The 17863-nt window shown below is 28.0% G+C and carries 16 protein-coding genes; 15 read left to right on the plus strand and 1 reads right to left on the minus strand.

Annotation, left to right across the window (positions count from 1 at the left end):
• The first annotated feature begins 46 nt into the window (after positions 1-46).
• Positions 47-403, plus strand: coding sequence for a CoA-binding protein (locus ACULEV_RS02810; RefSeq protein ID WP_445457157.1), 357 nt, complete (start codon positions 47-49; stop codon positions 401-403).
• Here ACULEV_RS02810 and ACULEV_RS02815 read toward each other — a convergent pair.
• Positions 374-1900, minus strand: a complete 1527-nt coding sequence (locus ACULEV_RS02815) for a sodium:solute symporter (protein ID WP_445457158.1) — start codon at positions 1898-1900, stop codon at positions 374-376. The two genes, ACULEV_RS02810 and ACULEV_RS02815, sit on opposite strands and share 30 nt — an antisense overlap.
• A 75-nt stretch (positions 1901-1975) precedes the next feature.
• Between ACULEV_RS02815 and recR the strand changes: the two genes are divergently transcribed.
• The 14 genes from recR (at position 1976) to ACULEV_RS02885 (ending at position 17863) form a co-directional block, all read left to right on the plus strand.
• Positions 1976-2596 (plus strand): recombination mediator RecR, encoded by a 621-nt coding sequence (gene recR, locus ACULEV_RS02820; protein WP_445457159.1) that lies wholly within the window; start codon positions 1976-1978, stop codon positions 2594-2596.
• 69 nt (positions 2597-2665) lie between these two features.
• Positions 2666-3466 (plus strand): polysaccharide biosynthesis/export family protein, encoded by an 801-nt coding sequence (locus ACULEV_RS02825; protein ID WP_445457160.1) that lies wholly within the window; start codon positions 2666-2668, stop codon positions 3464-3466.
• A 7-nt stretch (positions 3467-3473) separates the two neighbouring features.
• Positions 3474-5933 (plus strand): polysaccharide biosynthesis tyrosine autokinase, encoded by a 2460-nt coding sequence (locus ACULEV_RS02830; protein ID WP_445457161.1) that lies wholly within the window; start codon positions 3474-3476, stop codon positions 5931-5933.
• 29 nt (positions 5934-5962) lie between these two features.
• Positions 5963-6940: an SDR family oxidoreductase gene (locus ACULEV_RS02835; RefSeq protein ID WP_445457162.1), complete on the plus strand. Its 978-nt coding sequence runs from the start codon at positions 5963-5965 to the stop codon at positions 6938-6940.
• A 3-nt stretch (positions 6941-6943) separates the two neighbouring features.
• Positions 6944-8332, plus strand: coding sequence for a UDP-glucose 6-dehydrogenase (locus tag ACULEV_RS02840; protein ID WP_445457163.1), 1389 nt, complete (start codon positions 6944-6946; stop codon positions 8330-8332).
• A 3-nt stretch (positions 8333-8335) separates the two neighbouring features.
• On the plus strand, positions 8336-9613 hold the full coding sequence (locus ACULEV_RS02845; protein WP_445457164.1) for a nucleotide sugar dehydrogenase: 1278 nt from the start codon (positions 8336-8338) through the stop codon (positions 9611-9613).
• 74 nt (positions 9614-9687) lie between these two features.
• A complete protein-coding gene (locus tag ACULEV_RS02850; protein ID WP_445457165.1) occupies positions 9688-10074 on the plus strand; it encodes a GDP-mannose 4,6-dehydratase in 387 nt (128 codons plus the stop codon).
• Between the two features lie 11 nt (positions 10075-10085).
• Positions 10086-11585: an oligosaccharide flippase family protein gene (locus tag ACULEV_RS02855; RefSeq protein ID WP_445457166.1), complete on the plus strand. Its 1500-nt coding sequence runs from the start codon at positions 10086-10088 to the stop codon at positions 11583-11585.
• A gap of 3 nt (positions 11586-11588) precedes the next feature.
• Complete coding sequence (gene glf, locus ACULEV_RS02860; protein ID WP_445457167.1) at positions 11589-12692, plus strand: UDP-galactopyranose mutase; 1104 nt, start codon at positions 11589-11591, stop codon at positions 12690-12692.
• Between the two features lie 10 nt (positions 12693-12702).
• Entirely contained in the window at positions 12703-13653 is a 951-nt protein-coding gene (locus ACULEV_RS02865) for a glycosyltransferase (protein WP_445457168.1), read from the plus strand.
• Between the two features lie 44 nt (positions 13654-13697).
• Positions 13698-14696, plus strand: coding sequence for a glycosyltransferase family 2 protein (locus ACULEV_RS02870; protein ID WP_445457169.1), 999 nt, complete (start codon positions 13698-13700; stop codon positions 14694-14696).
• On the plus strand, positions 14693-15628 hold the full coding sequence (locus ACULEV_RS02875) for an ATP-grasp fold amidoligase family protein (RefSeq protein WP_445457170.1): 936 nt from the start codon (positions 14693-14695) through the stop codon (positions 15626-15628). Before ACULEV_RS02870 ends, ACULEV_RS02875 begins: the two co-directional genes overlap by 4 nt.
• The gene (locus tag ACULEV_RS02880; RefSeq protein WP_445457171.1) at positions 15618-16778 is read left to right on the plus strand and encodes a glycosyltransferase; all 1161 of its coding nucleotides are present in this window, start codon (positions 15618-15620) and stop codon (positions 16776-16778) included. The genes ACULEV_RS02875 and ACULEV_RS02880 overlap by 11 nt, the downstream gene beginning before the upstream one ends.
• A complete protein-coding gene (locus tag ACULEV_RS02885) occupies positions 16778-17863 on the plus strand; it encodes an acyltransferase family protein (RefSeq protein WP_445457172.1) in 1086 nt (361 codons plus the stop codon). The genes ACULEV_RS02880 and ACULEV_RS02885 overlap by 1 nt, the downstream gene beginning before the upstream one ends.

Below are 17863 nucleotides of genomic sequence, written 5' to 3' on the forward strand. Positions count from 1 at the left end.
TAAAATTAAAATTTTATTTTACTAATTTTATCTAAAATATTATAACATGAAAACGTTGGTAATTGGTGCAACAACAAACAAGGAGCGTTATGCTTATAAAGCAATACATAATTTAGTAGGGAAAAGCCATCAAGTAGTTGCAATAGGGGCAAAAAAAGGGATGGCCTTAGATATTACAATTGAAACTGAAAAAATACCCTTTAAAGGAATAGATACAGTAACATTATACATTAATCCTCAAATTCAAAGGGAATATTATGATTATATTATTTCTTTGGAGCCAAGAAGGGTTATTTTTAATCCAGGAACAGAAAATCCAGAATTTTATACTTTGCTAGAAGAGAATAATATTGAAAGTGAGGTTGCTTGTACTTTAGTTTTGCTTGCTACGAATCAATATTAACCCTAAAAATGTTAGTAATCCATTAATTAATAATAATTCAAACCCAAATTGGTAATAATGATTTGTAGCATATTCTACAGCACATTCCCATTTTGTTTTATTTATTTCACAATTAGAAAAATCCATATTCAAAAAACTATATATTGCTGTTGCTATGCTAATTAAATAGGTTAGAATAGGAGATAGTATAGCAATAATAGGAACAAGTTTATCTCGTACTTTAATCTTGGTAAATAGTCCAAAAGCGTATAAACCTAGTAGTGGTCCATAAGTGTATCCTGCAAAAGTAAATAGTTTAGAAATTACACTGGCATCATTAATTAAGTACTTAAAGGAGATAATTACAAGAATTAATAGAAGTGAGATTAAAACGTGAATTGTTTTTCTAACTTTAACTTGTTTTTCTGCATTGTATTTTTTTTCAATATTTAAAATATCAATACTAAATGAAGTTGTTAACGCGGTTAAAGCACTATCAGCACTACTATAAGCAGCTGCAATGAGTCCAAGTAAGAAGAAAACAAATATTCCAGCACCTAAATAGTTTTTTGCTAGTATAGGAAATAAGTCGTCTTTGTGAGCATCTATTCCATTTTTTTGTGCATAAACGGTTAATAATAATCCTAAGCATAAGAATACTAAATTTACAATAGTTAATACAATTGTAAACCAAAACATGTTTTTTTGTGCATCTTTTAAGCTTCTACATGTTAAGTTTTTTTGCATCATATCTTGGTCTAAACCTGTCATAACTATGGCAATAAAAGCTCCTGAAATGAATTGTTTCCAAAAATAATCTTTTGATAAAACGTCCTCAAAAAAGAATGTTTTTGATAAACTGCTTTCAGAAATAAAATTGACAATTGTACTACTTGTTAATCCAAGTGAATCACTTACAAAATAGATGGTTACTCCAAGTGCAATTAACATGAATAATGTTTGTAAAGTATCTGTCCAAACAATGGTTTTAATTCCAGATTTGAATGTGTATAACCAAATTAGTAAAACAGTTATAGTTACGGTTTGCCAGAATTGAATGCCTAATTCGTCAAATAAGATAATTTGTAATACATTGGCAACTAAATAGAGCCTAAAACTTGCTCCAACCACTCTTGAAAGTAGAAAGAGTGAAGCACCCGTTTTGTAGGAATAACCTCCAAATCTACTTTCTAGATAGGTGTAAATTGAAGTTAAATTTAATTTATAGTATAATGGTAATAAGACAGTGGCAATTACAAAATAACCTACAATGTATCCTAAAACTACTTGCATATAACTAAATTGAGAACTTTCAATCCATCCTGGGACAGATATAAAAGTTACTCCAGAAAGAGAAGCACCTATCATTCCAAATGCTACTAAATACCATGGTGATTGTTTGTTCCCTTTAAAAAAGGAATCATTTGTTTTCTCTTCTTTTCTGCTAACAAAAAAGGAAAAAACTATTAAAAGAAGAAAATAGGCAAGGATTATTGTAATAATTGTAATAGGTTTCATAAATGTAAAATTGAGAAACAAAGATAATAGAATAAATAAATTATTGTAAAGTGTTACTTTTGTATTTTTGCAACTATGGAATTGCCTTCAAAATTATTAGAAAACGCTGTTAATGAAATTGCCCAATTACCTGGTATAGGTAAGAGAACTGCTCTTCGTTTAGCTTTGCATCTTTTAAGACAGCCTTTAGAGCAAACGCATTTGCTGACTTCTTCATTAGATAAAATGCGAAATGAAATTAATTATTGTCAAGAATGTTATAATATTTCTGATGCTACTATTTGTCTTATTTGTTCCAATACTAAAAGAGATAAAACCACCGTTTGTGTAGTGGAAGATGTGAGAGATGTTATGGCTGTCGAAGCCACTGGCTTTTTTAAAGGAGTTTATCATGTGCTAGGTGGGAAAATTAATCCGATTGAAGGAATTGGACCTTCACAACTGAACATAAAGCCTTTAATTGAGAAAGTAAAAACAGGAAATATTTCAGAAATAATTTTTGCATTAAGTTCTACGATGGAAGGAGATACGACCAATTTTTATATTTTTAAACAATTGAAAGAATTTAATATTACAACATCTACCATAGCAAGAGGAATTGGAATTGGAGATGAATTGGAATATACTGATGAAGTCACTTTGGGTAGAAGTTTATTGCATAGAATTCCTTTTGAACAATCAATCAAACAAGTTTAATATATTTTTAGCTTATTATCGTTACAGATTAATTCCTAAAAACTATATTTGTTATTTTAAAGTGATAAAATGAAAATTAAAAATTTTATATACATAATTGCAATATCAGTAGTATTTGCTTCTTGTATTCCAAATAAAGATTTAGTGTATTTACAACATACTGAAAAGTCTAATCAAGAAAACCAAGTTAATCAAGTTGTATCAAAGCCTTATAGAGTTCAAACGAATGATATTTTAACTGTTTCAATTAAGGCATTAGATCAAAAATTAGTAGATATGTTTAATGCTTCTACTTCAGCAAATCAAGGTCAAAATCAAACTTCACCTCAGAGTTTATATTTTTCAGGATATAGTGTAGATGATCATGGTAATATTAGAATTCCTGTTTTAGGAGATTTAAATGTTTTAGGTTATACTCTAGAGGAAATTAGACAAACGATTGAGAAAAAATTACTAGACGAATATTTCAATCAGGAAGCTAGACTTTATGTAACAGTTAAATTAGCAGGTTTTCGTTATACTATTAATGGCGAAATTAATAATCCAGGAACTAATGTGTTGTATCAAGACAAAGCAACAATTATGGAAGCTATTGCTAATTCAGGTGATATAACGTTAACAGGAAATCGTAAACAGGTTCAGGTTATTCGAAAATATCCACAAGGATATGAAACTTATACGATTGACTTAACAAAAGATACTGCTATTGAATCTCCTTATTTTTATTTACAGCCTAATGATTATATTTATATAAAACCTCTTAAGCAAAAATCTTGGGGGACAGGTACAACAGGAGTGCAAACTATTAGTACTATTATAACTGCTTTGTCGTTAATTACAACAACTATTTTATTAACTAGAAATTTGTAACAGAAAGATGCTAGACGCAAAAGATTTTACTTTTTTTGAATCACAATCTAACTTCGATTTTAAAGGATTTTTCTTAAAAGTGATTAGTTATTGGAAATGGTTTGTTTTGTCTCTAATTATAGCTTTTTTAATTGCTTATAATGTTAATATAAGAAAAGAAAAAGTATATGGAATGGAATCGGTTATTGTAGTGAAAGATGAAAACAATCCTTTTTTTACTTCAAATACAAGTTTAGTATTCAATTGGGGTGGTGTTTCGGACAAAGTACAAACTGTAATAACAACATTAAGATCGAGATCGCATAATGAATTAGTGGTTGATAAATTAGAATACTATATTCAATATCAAACAAAGGGAAAATATTTTTATAAAGATGCTTACGGCAATGTGCCATTTTATATTAAAATTGATAAGAATAAAGGGCAACTTGCTTATGTTCCTTTTAAAATTAAATTCCTCAATGCAACAGAATATGAGTTGAGTGTAGATTTTAAAGAATTTCCATCTAGAACTTTAATTCATTATGTTGATAATTCTAGAAGTGAGTTAAGTTTAGATGAATCTGTTTTTTCGAAAAAATTTAAAATCGATGAAGAGGTTAATCTTCCGTTTTTACACTTTAAATTACACTTAAATTCAGATGCTAAAGAGTATGTGAATAATGAGTTTTATATAAAATTTGAAGATTTTAATGAAATTGTTGCAAAATATAAAAATATTGATGTTACTGCTGATAATAAAGCACAATCTGTAATTAGCTTGCAATTAGTAGGTTCTAATAAAAAGAGATTAGTAGAGTATTTAAATACAACTGTTGATTTACTAAGAAAAAATGAATTGAATAGCAAAAACCTTTTTGCAACTAATACTATTAATTTTATAGATAGTACACTTTTGGTTATGGAAGGCCAAATTAAAGAAGCAGAAAATGAATTAAAAGATTTTAGAAAAGGTAAAAATGTGTTTGAGTTGGAAGGAGGAGGAGGATTGTTAACACAAAGAATAGCTGACTATGATATTCAAAAAGATGAAACAGAAAGAAAAGTAAGATATTTAGATAATTTAAAATCCTATTTAGATAAAAGTATTGATTTTTCAAATTTGCCAGCTCCAACAGTAGCCAATATAGAAGATCCTAATATTGTTAATAATGTTTCAAGGTTAATTGAGCTCTCTAAGCAAAGATCAGAATTAAACTATGCTGTAAAAAGCGGAAAAATGTTTACTGAATTTGATGTGGAAATGGAAGCTATTAAAAAAGTATTATTAGAGAATATCTCAAGTTCTAAAAATGCTTTAATGATAGATTTAAATATTGTTAGTAGAAACATTTCTAAGGCAGAATCTGAAGTGAGTGTTTTACCAGAGCAACAACAAGAACACCTTAAAATATTCCGAAAATATAATTTAAAGGATAATATATATAGTACTTTTCTTCAAAAAAGAAGTGAAGCAGAAATAGTTAAAGCAGCTAATATTTCGGATATTGGGTTTATTGATCCTGCTAAAGATGTAGGTGGTGGTTTGAGAGGACCAAAAACGAGCATTAATTATATTTTAGCTGTAATTTTTGGTTTATTAATACCTTTGCTTATTATTTTTGCTTTGGTTTTATTTGATACTAATATCAATGTTATAGATGATATACAAAAAATGACTAAAATTCCTATTATTGGAGTTATAGGCAAAAAAAATACAGATAATAATCTTTCCGTTTTTGAAAAACCTAAATCACCATTAGCAGAATCATTTAGAGCAATTCGTTCTTCTCTACAATTCCTATATAAAAAGCAAAAAAGTGAAGGGTCAAAAATTTTAATGTTAACTTCATCTGTAAGTGGAGAAGGTAAAACATTTTGCTCTATTAATTTAGCAACTGTGTTTGCTTTAAGTGAAAAGAAAACAGTTATTGTAGGATTGGACTTAAGAAAGCCTAGAATATTTGGAGATTTTAATATAGATAATATAGTAGGTGTTGTCAATTATTTAATTGGTCAAAAAAAATTAGACGAAGTTATTCAAACTACACATGTACCTTATTTAGATGTTATTCCATCAGGCCCAATACCACCTAATCCTGCAGAGTTATTGATGGGTGATAGTATGAGAGAAATGATGGAAGAGTTGAAACAAAAATACGATTACATTATATTAGATACACCACCTGTTGGTTTGGTTTCAGATGCATTAGAGTTAGCTCATTATTGTGATGCAACATTGTATGTAACTAGACAAGGATATACTAAAAAAGGAATGTTATCTGTAGTTAATGAAAAACATAAAAGAGGAGAATTACACAATATTAGTATATTATTAAATGGTTTTCAAAATAAGGCTAAATATGGCTACGGCTATAATTACGGTTATGGATATGGATATGGTGTGTATGGTGAGGCATATCATGATGAACAGGTTAAGGAAAAAGGATGGAGAAAGTTTTTTAAAGGAATTATAAAAAGAAAATAATTGGTTTTCTAAACATAAAAAAGTATAAATTGATTAGCAAAAAAAAAATATTAATTACAGGAGGAGCTGGTTTTATAGGTTCCAATTTATGTGATTATCTCTTAAAGAAAGATAATGAAATAATTTGTTTGGATAATTTTTCTACTGGCCATAAGCATAATATTGAGCCATTTTTATCTAATGAGAATTTTTTATTAATTGAGGGTGATATAAGAAATTTAGAAATATGTAGAAAGGCTGTTAAAAATGTTGATTATGTTTTACATCAAGCAGCTTTAGGAAGTGTTCCTCGCTCAATAACAGATCCTATAACGTCAAATGAAGTAAATATCTCTGGTTTTTTAAATATGTTGGTTGCTGCTAAAGATGAAAAAGTGAAGCGTTTTATTTATGCAGCTAGCTCATCGACCTATGGAGATTCTGAAGCTTTACCAAAGGTAGAAGATGAAATAGGTAAGCCATTATCGCCATATGCCATTACAAAGTATGTAAATGAACTCTATGCTGATGTATTTAGTAAAACATATGGATTAGAAACTATCGGATTACGTTATTTTAATGTTTTTGGAAGAAATCAAGACCCAAATGGTGCTTATGCTGCTGTAATTCCTAAATTTGTCAAGCAATTGATTAATTTGGAAAGTCCTGTAATTAATGGTGATGGTAATTATTCAAGAGATTTTACTTACATTGATAATGTTATACAAATGAATGAATTAGCAATGTCTGTGAAAAATAATGAAGCTCTAAATACAGTTTATAATACTGCATGTGGTCAGAGAACAACGTTAAACGATTTAGTGTATTATTTGAAAGAATATTTATCTAAATATAATAATGAGATAGCTAAAGTTGAGGTCAAATACGGTTCTAATCGAATTGGAGATATTCCGCACTCTTTAGCAAGTATAGAAAAAGCAAAAAAAATGTTAAGCTATAGTCCTAAATATCAATTAGAAGAAGGTTTGAAAGAATCAGTTCAATGGTATTGGGATAATTTAAAATAAGTTATGATTAAAAATATTTGTTGTATAGGTGCTGGATATGTAGGAGGACCTACAATGGCTGTTATTGCTCAAAAATGTCCACATATAAAAGTTACTGTAGTTGATTTAAATCAAGATAGAATAGATGCATGGAATAATACAGACCTTACAAGACTTCCTATATATGAACCAGGTTTAGATGAAGTAGTTCAAGAAGCAAGAGGAAGAAACTTGTTTTTCTCTACAGAAGTAGACAAAGCAATTGATGAAGCTGAAATGATTTTTATTTCGGTTAACACACCTACAAAAACATATGGAGTAGGTAAAGGAATGGCAGCAGATTTAAAATATATAGAGTTATGCGCTAGACAGATTGCTAGAGTAGCAAAAACTGATAAAATTGTAGTGGAAAAATCTACTTTACCAGTTAGAACTGCTCAAGCTATTAAAGATATTCTTGACCATACTGGAAATGGTGTTAATTTTCAAATTTTATCTAATCCAGAATTTTTAGCTGAAGGAACGGCTATTGAAGATTTATTTAAACCAGATAGAGTTTTAATAGGAGGAGATTCAACTAGTGAAGGGGAAAGAGCCATTCAACAATTAGTTACTATTTATGCTAATTGGGTTTCAACAGATAGGATTTTAACGACTAATGTTTGGTCGTCTGAATTATCAAAATTAACTGCTAATGCTTTTTTAGCGCAACGTGTTTCTTCCATTAATGCAATGAGTGAATTGTGTGAGAAAACAGGTGCCAATGTGAGTGAAGTAGCTAGAGCTATTGGAATGGATAGTAGGATTGGATCCAAGTTTTTGAAAGCGTCTGTAGGTTTTGGAGGTTCATGTTTTCAAAAAGACATTTTAAATTTAGTATATATTGCAAAGACATATGGCTTAAATGAAGTAGCTGATTATTGGGAACAAGTGATTATTATGAATGATCATCAGAAACGTCGTTTTGCAAAAAATATCATTAGTACACTTTATAATACTGTTTCTGGGAAAAAAATTGCTTTTTTAGGTTGGGCATTTAAAAAGGATACTAATGATACTAGAGAATCTGCAGCAATTTATGTTGCTGATGATTTAATAAGTGAACAAGCAATGATTTCAGTATTTGATCCTAAAGTAGAAAAGGAACAAATACTTTTTGATTTAAACTATCTTGAAACAAGATCTAATGAAGAAAACAATAAATATGTTAAAATAGAGTTGGATCCTTATAAAGCTGTTAAAGATTCTCATGCAATAGCAGTTTTAACCGAATGGGAAGAATTTAAAACCTATGATTGGCAAAGAATTTATGACTCTATGTTAAAGCCAGCATTTGTATTTGATGGAAGAAATTTATTAAATAGAGAAGAATTAGAAAGAATTGGATTTATATATCAAGGAATTGGATCATAAATTATGAGAAATAAAATAGCTATTATTGGACTTGGTTATGTTGGTTTACCTTTAGCTAGGCTATTTGCAACAAAATTTTCTGTTGTAGGTTTTGATATTAACCAAAATAGAATTAGCGAATTAAATAATGGTATTGACAGTACTCTAGAAGTTGATAATGAAGTTTTAAATAAAGTTTTATTACCAAATAATTCTGGTGAAATAGGTCTTTATTGTTCTAATGAGCTTTCAGATATTACTCACTGCAATTATTTTATTGTTACTGTTCCAACACCTGTAGATAAACATAACCGACCAGATTTAACTCCTTTATATAAAGCTAGTGAAACTGTTGGTAAAGTTTTAAAAAGAGGTGATATAGTTATTTATGAATCTACTGTTTATCCAGGTGTTACAGAAGAAGAGTGTGTGCCCGTTTTAGAAAAAATTTCTGGATTAAAATTTAATGAAGATTTTTTTGCTGGATATTCACCAGAAAGAATTAATCCTGGAGATAAAGAACACACTGTGGAAAAAATATTAAAAATAACCTCTGGCTCTACACCTGAAATTGGAGAAAAAGTGGATCAATTATATAAAAGTGTTATTTTGGCAGGAACACATTTAGCGCCTACAATTAAAGTAGCAGAAGCAGCAAAAGTAATTGAGAACTCTCAGAGAGATATCAATATTGCATTTGTAAATGAATTAGCTAAAATTTTTAATTTATTAGAAATTGACACGCACGCAGTACTTGAGGCTGCAGGTACAAAATGGAATTTTTTGCCATTTAAACCAGGTTTAGTTGGAGGGCATTGCATAGGGGTTGATCCTTATTATTTAGCTCAAAAAGCACAAGAAAAAGGATATCACCCAGAAATTATATTAGCAGGAAGAAGATTAAATGATTCTATGGGAGAATATGTGGCTTCTCAAATTGTTAAATTAATGATTAAGAAAGGTATTAATGTTAATACAGCTAATGTATTAATGTTAGGTATTACTTTCAAAGAAAATTGCCCAGATGTACGCAATACAAAAATAGTTGATGTAATTTCATCATTGGAAGAATATGGAATTACCATTACAACTTATGATCCTTGGGCAAATCCAGAAGAAGTAAAGCATGAATACAACATTAATAGTAAAAACGTTTTACCAAACGAAAAGTTTGATGCTATTGTTTTAGGCGTTTCTCATAAAGAATTTTTATCCATTAATTTTAGCGAATTATTGAATAAAAATGGAATTATTTATGATGTTAAAGGAGTTTTGAAAAAAAAGGTTGACGGTAAATTATAAAGTAGTTGCCGAACTCTTTAAGAAAATAATTCTTGTTGTTTGCTCTTAGCTTTTTAAACTTAAAAAAGACAGAAATGAAAATATTAGTGACAGGTGCTGCAGGATTTATTGGATATCATCTTTGTGAAAAATTAATTAAATTAGGTTATCAAGTTGTTGGTATAGATAATATTAATGGTTATTACGATATTAATCTGAAATTAGCTAGATTAAAACAATTAGGAATTACATCTATATATGAGCATAAGGTTTCAGTTAGTGATAAGCATAATGATAGTTTTCATTTTCTTAAATTAAGCTTAGAAGACCAAGTTCAATTGCCTTTATTATTTAAACAGTATAGTTTTGACGTGGTATGTAATTTAGCAGCTCAAGCAGGTGTTAGATATAGTATTGAAGAGCCAATGATATATGTTGAAAGTAACATTGTTGGGTTTATGAATTTTCTGAATGTATGCTAAATTAAATTATTTTGAAAGAACAAAAATACGGGTTAATGTTGTCTTACATAAATCTGTTTCTAACAAATTTTTTTGGAATTATCATTACGCCATTAATGATAAAAATGCTAGGTTCATCTGAATATGGTTTATATTCTTTAATTGGTGCTTTTGTAGGTTATTTGTCCGTTTTAGATTTAGGATTAAATGATACTATTGTAAGATATGTTGCTAAATATAGGGTTGAAGAAGATAAAAAAGGAGAAGAAAATTTTATTGCAATTAGTTTTATACTCTACATTTTTATTGGACTTTTGGTAGTTGTTTTTGGAGCTTTCTTTTATAATTCTATTGATGAATTTTTTAAATCGACTCTAACAGTAGAAGAAATTGAAAAAGCCAAAATAATGGTTTTGATTTTAATATTTAATTTAGCAATTACAATTCCAGGAGGAGCATTAGTGGGTATTTGTTCAGGATATAAAAAATTTATTTTCCCAAGACTTTTAACAATTATCAAATATATAGTTCGTGTAATTCTTTTATGCTTAATATTATATTTTGGAAGCCAAGCTATAGGAATTGTTATTTTAGATACTTTATTAAATTTATTTTTTATACTTATTACAATATATTATGTTTTTTTTAAATTAAAAGTAAAAGTAAAACTATATGAATTTAATATAAAGTTTATTAAAGAAATTTTTAGTTATTCAATTTGGGTTTTTGTTTATGCATTAACTTTTCAGTTTCAATGGAGATCGGGTCAATTTGTAATTGGGACTAATTCGAATACAACTAGCGTAGCTATTTTCGCAATAGGTGTAATGTTAGGTATTTATTTTACAACTTTTGGAAATCTTATAAATGGAATACTATTGCCAAAGGCGGTTGAATCTGTTGGATTAGGCATCAGTAAAGAAGATTTAACAAAGCAATTAATAAAAGTGGGACGTTTGTCAATCGTTATATTATTGTATATAATGTGTGGTTTCTTATTATTAGGAAAAGAATTTATTACTTTGTGGATAGGGGAACAATATTTGGAAGCATTTAATGTGGCAGCATTAATAATGATCGTTTATTTAATCCCGTTAACTCAAGGTTATACACATGCAATATTACAAGCTAAAAATTTGCATAGAGTTAAATCTATACTTTTCTTGATTTTTACGATAATTGGTGTTACTTCGGGTAAGTTTTTATCTGACAAATATGGAATAATAGGGATGATTATTGGTATTGCTTTCGCATTTTTTCTACTTCATATTGTACTTAATTTTTATTATCATATTAAATTGGAAATAGACATTCCATTGTTTTTTAAAAAAGTAATTTTACCGTTTGTTGTTCCTTTTGTAATAATATATATAATGAATAGGTATTTTATATCTTTATTAAAGTCAAACTGGGAATTATTTGTAGTAAAAGCAATTGTATATTCCTTATGCTACATCTTTTTAGTTTACTTTTTTGTACTTAGTAAGGACGAAAAATTATTCTTCAAAAAAACACTTAAAATTATAAAATAGTTTATGAAGCAGTATGATTATTTAATTGTTGGAGCTGGACTTTTTGGTTCCGTGTTTGCTCATGAGGCAACAAAAAAAGGGAGAAAGTGCTTAGTAATAGATAAAAGAAATCATATTGCTGGAAATGTATTTACCGAAAATATTGAAGGAATAAATATTCATAAATATGGAGCACATATTTTTCATACAAGTAATAAGGAAATATGGGATTATGTAAACTCATTTGTTGAGTTTAATAGGTTTACAAATTCTCCAATTGCAAATTATAAAGGAAAATTGTATAATTTACCTTTTAATATGAATACTTTTTATCAACTTTGGGGTGTTGTCACACCTGAAGAAGCTATTGCAAAAATTGAAGAGCAAAAAAAGGAATATGCTCATATTTTAGAACCTAAAAATCTTGAAGAGCAAGCTCTAGTTTTAGGAGGGAAAGATATTTATGAAAAACTAATAAAAGGATATACTGAAAAACAATGGGGAAGGCCAGCAACTCAAATTCCAGCTTTTATAATAAGAAGACTTCCCTTTAGATTTACTTACGATAATAACTATTTTAATGACATATATCAAGGTATACCAATTGGAGGATATACTAAATTAGTTGACAAATTGTTAGAAGGAATTGACGTGCGATTGCACACAAATTATTTTGAAAATAAGGATGAATTAGATTTAATAGCTAATAAAACCATTTATACAGGTAAAATTGATGAGTTTTTTAATTTTGAATTTGGAGAACTAGATTATAGAAGTCTTCATTTTGAAAATCATTTGTTAGATAAATCAAATTACCAAGGAAATGCCGTGGTTAATTATACGGAAAAGGAAATAGAATATACACGTATCATTGAGCACAAACATTTTGAATTTGGTACTCAAGAAAAAACATATATCACAAAAGAGTTTCCTCATGAATTTTCAAAAGATAATGAACCTTATTATCCTATTAATGATGATAAAAATCAAGAATTAGTAGCTAAGTATCAAGAAAAAGCATCACTTTTAGATAAAGTTATATTTGGTGGTCGACTAGCCGAATATAAATACTATGATATGCATCAAGTAATAGAAATAGCCTTAGAAGCGGTTAAAAAAGAATTTTAAAAGAATAAAAATGTTAAATATTGCAGCAATAGTAGTGACATATAACAGAGAAATTCAATTGATAGATTGTTTAATGGCAATAAAAAATCAAACTCTTTCTCCCTCTAAACTTTTTATAATTGATAATAATTCTTCAGAAGAAACTTATAATCAATTATTCAGTAATGGTTTTATTACTGAATATCCTGAAAAAGAATCAAATGTAAACCAAATATTACGGAATCAAATTCAATCTACAGCATCACATGAGAGTAAAATAGATGTCATTTATGTAAGAAAATCCGAAAACGATGGTGGTGCTGGAGGTTTTTATGAAGGTATGAAACAAGCTTATGATGCAAATGTAGACTGGTTATGGATGATGGATGATGATGGAGTACCTCATCAAGATCAATTAAAACTGCTTTTGGAGCATAGTATTGCATCTAATGTTTTTTTTTCTAATGCATTAGTAACAGATATAGATAATTCTGATTTATTAGCATTTAACTTAAATAAAAAAAGTGCAGTAGCAGAAGTTAATAAAGAATTATTACTTAAAGGTATTGTAGCAGCATTTAATGGCACTTTTATTTCTAGAAAAATTATTGAAAAAATTGGTTTTATAAAAAAAGAAATGTTCATTTGGGGAGACGAAACTGAATATGTAAATCGAGTAAAAAAAAACAATTTCGAAATTGCCACCATAACTACTGCGATTCATAGGCACCCCTTAATGAAAGGTAAAAAGGAAAATGTTTTACCTTTTATAGATAAATATAAAATAGTAATTAAGCCTAAAAGATTCTCAAAATATTACTACAGAAATTTAGGCTTTAATACTAAAACATATGCAAATTATAAAGCAGTATTAGCTTTGTTTGTCTTCTATTTGGTTTTCTTTATTAGAAAAGGTGATTTTAATGAGTTAATGAAATTTTGTAAGTTTTATTATAAAGGTACCAAGAATGTATTCAAGTAGTTTTTTAATGTAATGTTAAATTATTAAAATAAAAAGAATTAAGTATGCAAGATATTGCAATTCTTACTGTAACAGTAGCAACTTATAATGTTGAAGACTTTATACAAGAATGTTTGGATAGTATAATAAAACAAACATTTCAAGATTTTGAATTAATTTGTATTGACGATGGTTCAAGTGATGAAACGGTTACTATTATAAAACAATATGCACTTAAAGATAAACGAATTCGTTTAATTGAAAATACTAAAAACCAAGGTCTTGCCGTTATTAGAAATCAGTCTTTGTTAGAGGCTAAAGGGAAATATATTTTATTTTTAGATGGAGATGATTTATATGACCCTAATTATTTTGAAAAAGCTATTCAATTAGCAGAAAAAGAAAATAGCGATCTTGTATTCTCTGATTATTTATCATTCTCTGATAGAAATGAAATAAGCCAACTTAAAAAGGTGCCTTCTGAGCTTAAAAATAGTGATAAGAATAATAAAATAAGCTTGTTACAAAGACCAGCTTTTGCTTGTATTAAACTTATTAAAACGAAAGTAGCAAAAGATTTGAAAATCTTTTTCCCACCAGGCTATACCAGACAAGATATTCCAGTACACTGGCACCTAATAACTCAAGTTGATAAGATTAGTTTATTACCAGAAAAATTAAGCTTTTATAGACAACAACCAAACGCTACAACTGCAAAAAAAGATGAAAAACTGTTTCATTTGGCTTATGTTTTTGATATCGTAAAAAACTATCTTAAAGAGAATAATTTATATGAAAAATATAAAAATGAATTTTTAAGACAACAGCTCAATTTACTTTTCGGAATGTTTGACAATGTTCAAGATATATTAAAACCAGAAGCAAAAGAAATTATTACAAAGCGATTGTCTGATGAACATTATAAATATATAGATGCAGGAAATTCCATAAGAAGGCAGGCTAAATATTTTTATTTATCTTTGAAAGGTGATTTTTTGGCTAAAATTAAATTTGCTATTTGGTTGAATGCTAGATTTTTATTCAGAAAAATAAAATCAATATGATCAGAGAATACCTTGTTTATTTAAAAAATAAAAATCCTTTTTTATTGTATTTATGGTCTAATAATCAAAAACAAAAAGGAATAAAAAGTCTAAATAAAATTTCTGATAATGAGGCTATTGTAAAATTATATAAAGATTATTCAGGAAAAAAACCAAACTTAGAGAATCCAAGTACATTTAGCGAAAAATTGCAATGGCTTAAACTTAATTACCATAATGAATTAACTACAATTTGTGCAGATAAATATGAAGTTAGATCTTATTTAGAACAGAAAGGGTATGCTAATTTGTTAAATGAGGCTTTAGCTGTTTACGAAGATGTAAAAGAACTAAACATCGCTAATTTGCCTGAGAAATTTATAATCAAAGCTACTCATGGAAGTGGATGGAATTTAATTTGTACCAATAAGAAGAAAATTAATTGGTTTATTTGGAAAAAAATAATGCATATTTGGTTAACAAATAACATATTTTGGCCTGGTAGAGAATGGCCTTATAAAAATATGAAGCCTAGATTAATTGTGGAAGCTTTTTTAACGGATAAAAGTGGTCAATTAATGGATTATAAGTTTTTCTGTTTTAATGGTAAACCTTATTTTATTCAAGCTAATAAAGGAAGAGATACGTTAAATCATGCTCAAAATTTTTATGATTTAGATTGGAATATACAACCCTTTGGAAAAGACTTAAAGCCTAGACCTGATATAGAAATTGAGCCACCGATTCAATTGAAAGAGATGACTAAAATAGCTGAGGATTTGTCATCTGATTTTCCTTTTGTACGAGTAGATTTTTATGAAGTGGAAGAGAAAATTATATTTGGAGAAATGACATTTTATCCAAAGAGTGGATTGCCCGATTTTACACCATCAGAATATGATCAAATTTTAGGTGATTTGTTGCAATTACCAAATTCAAATAATGATGAGTAAAATTAAAGTATTACATGTCACAGGAGCAATGAATCGTGGAGGTGCAGAAGTAATGCTCATGGATATTTATAGAAATATTTCTGAAGATTTTCATTTTGATTTTTTAGTGAATTATAAAATTAAAAATGGAATCATTAAAGGTGATTTTGATGATGAAATTCTTCTAAAAGGAGCACAAATTAAACACATACCTACTCAATGGGATATTGGTCCAAAAAATTATAGCAAAAAATTTAAAGAAATTTGTATTGAAATAGGAATACCAGAAATTGTTCATATTCACATGAATGCAAAATCTGGAATTATTGCATTAGCAGCAAAAAAAGCAGGAATAAAGAATGTTATTGTACACTCTCATGCCGATTTGAAGTTTAGAGGCGGATTTGTATCTAGGTTTGCCAGTACATTGGAATTGCAGTTTCAAAAAATTCTAATTTCAAAATATGCTGATTATTTTTGGGGATGTTCAAAGGAAGCAAATTTAAGCTTGTTTTACAAAAGAGTACTTACACCAAAGCAATCAGCTATTATTAATAATGCTGTGGATGTGAAATTGTTCCAGAATGTTTCAAATGATGAACTTATTGCACTTAGAAAAAGTTATGATATTAATGAAAAAACAATTGTTCTTGGTAACATAGGAAGAATAGTTAGTCATAAAAATGTGATTTTTATAATTGATATATTAAATCAACTTCATAAAGAAAATATTGATTTTGTTTTCGTTTTTGCAGGAAGAGCGGATCAAGAAGACTACTTAGAAGCTATTTTCAATAAAGCAAAAAAATACGATATCTTAAATAAGATTATTTATTTAGGCATAAGAGAAGATGTTCCTGTTGTAGTAAATAGTTTTGATGTTTTTATAGCTCCAGCTCTAAAAGAAGGTTTTGGTTTAGTTGCTGTTGAAGCTCAAGCAGTAGGGTTGCCTTGTTTGTTATATACAGGTTTCCCAAAAACAGTAGATATGAATCTTGGATTAGTAACTTTCTTCGATACTTTTGATGTTAAAGCATGGTCTGATGCTGTAATAAATAGTAAAGAAAAGAATAAGAATAAAGAACAATTATTCGAAGTGATAGCTTCAAAAGGATTTGATATTAATTCCAATACAAAACAAATTGAAGAATTATATAAGCAAATGACGTAGTGGGAAAAGTGATACATTTTAGAGGGTTAAATGGATTGAGAGCTATTGCAGCTATTGCAGTGGTTATTTCTCATACGACCTTAGATTTGGATAAGTTTGGACTAATTGCGACCATTTTCGGAAGTAATTCAGGAGGGAAGCCAAAAGGTTTATTGCTGGCATCTTATGGTGTAAGTATTTTTTTTGCTCTAAGTGGTTTTTTAATTACTTATTTGTTGTTGCAAGAAAAAAAGAGCACTCAAATAATAAATATCAAACATTTTTATATTAGAAGAGCTTTAAGGATTTGGCCATTATATTACTTATATATTCTTTTGTGCTTTATAGTATATTATTATTTTGAAGTTCCTTATGATAAAGCAGTAGTTCCTTTTTATATATTTATGTTGGCAAATATTCCTATGATAATGAATAACATGTTACCCTTTTTAGGACATTTTTGGTCATTAGGTGTAGAGGAACAATTTTATTTATTTTGGCCTTGGTTGGCAAAAATAAGCACTGATAAATTATTAAAAATATCTTTTTTTTTAGTCATACTTTTATTTGGACTAAAATTATTTTTTTGGATTACAAATCTAACTATTCCTTTAGTAGCATTGAGTGTTACAAGATTTCATACAATGATAATTGGTTGTATTGGTGCCATTTTTTATTATAATAAAGTTAATCTGTTTTTGACAAATAAATACATTCAAGTTTTATGTTGGAGTATTTATTTTTTAATAGCGTTGAATCTATTTGTTGTACCTTCATTAATTGCTAATGAAATAGTTGCAATGGTAACAGTTTGTGTAATCTATGCTCAAATTGAAAGAAAAAATATGATTATTGATTTAGATAATAAGATATTTGACTATATTGGAAAAATTTCATTTGGAATATATGTATACCATCCATTAATTTTATTTTTACTAGCTAAATCAAGTTTTGGGTTTAAAGAATCTTCAATTACTAATTATATAATTGTTTATTTAGTAGTATTACTACTTACTATCTTGGTAGCAAAGTTGTCATACAGATTTTATGAAAAAAGATTTATATTATTAAAAAATAGTTTTGCTAAAATTAAAAGTAGAGCGTAA

The organism is Flavobacterium sp. HNIBRBA15423, assembly GCF_052655965.1.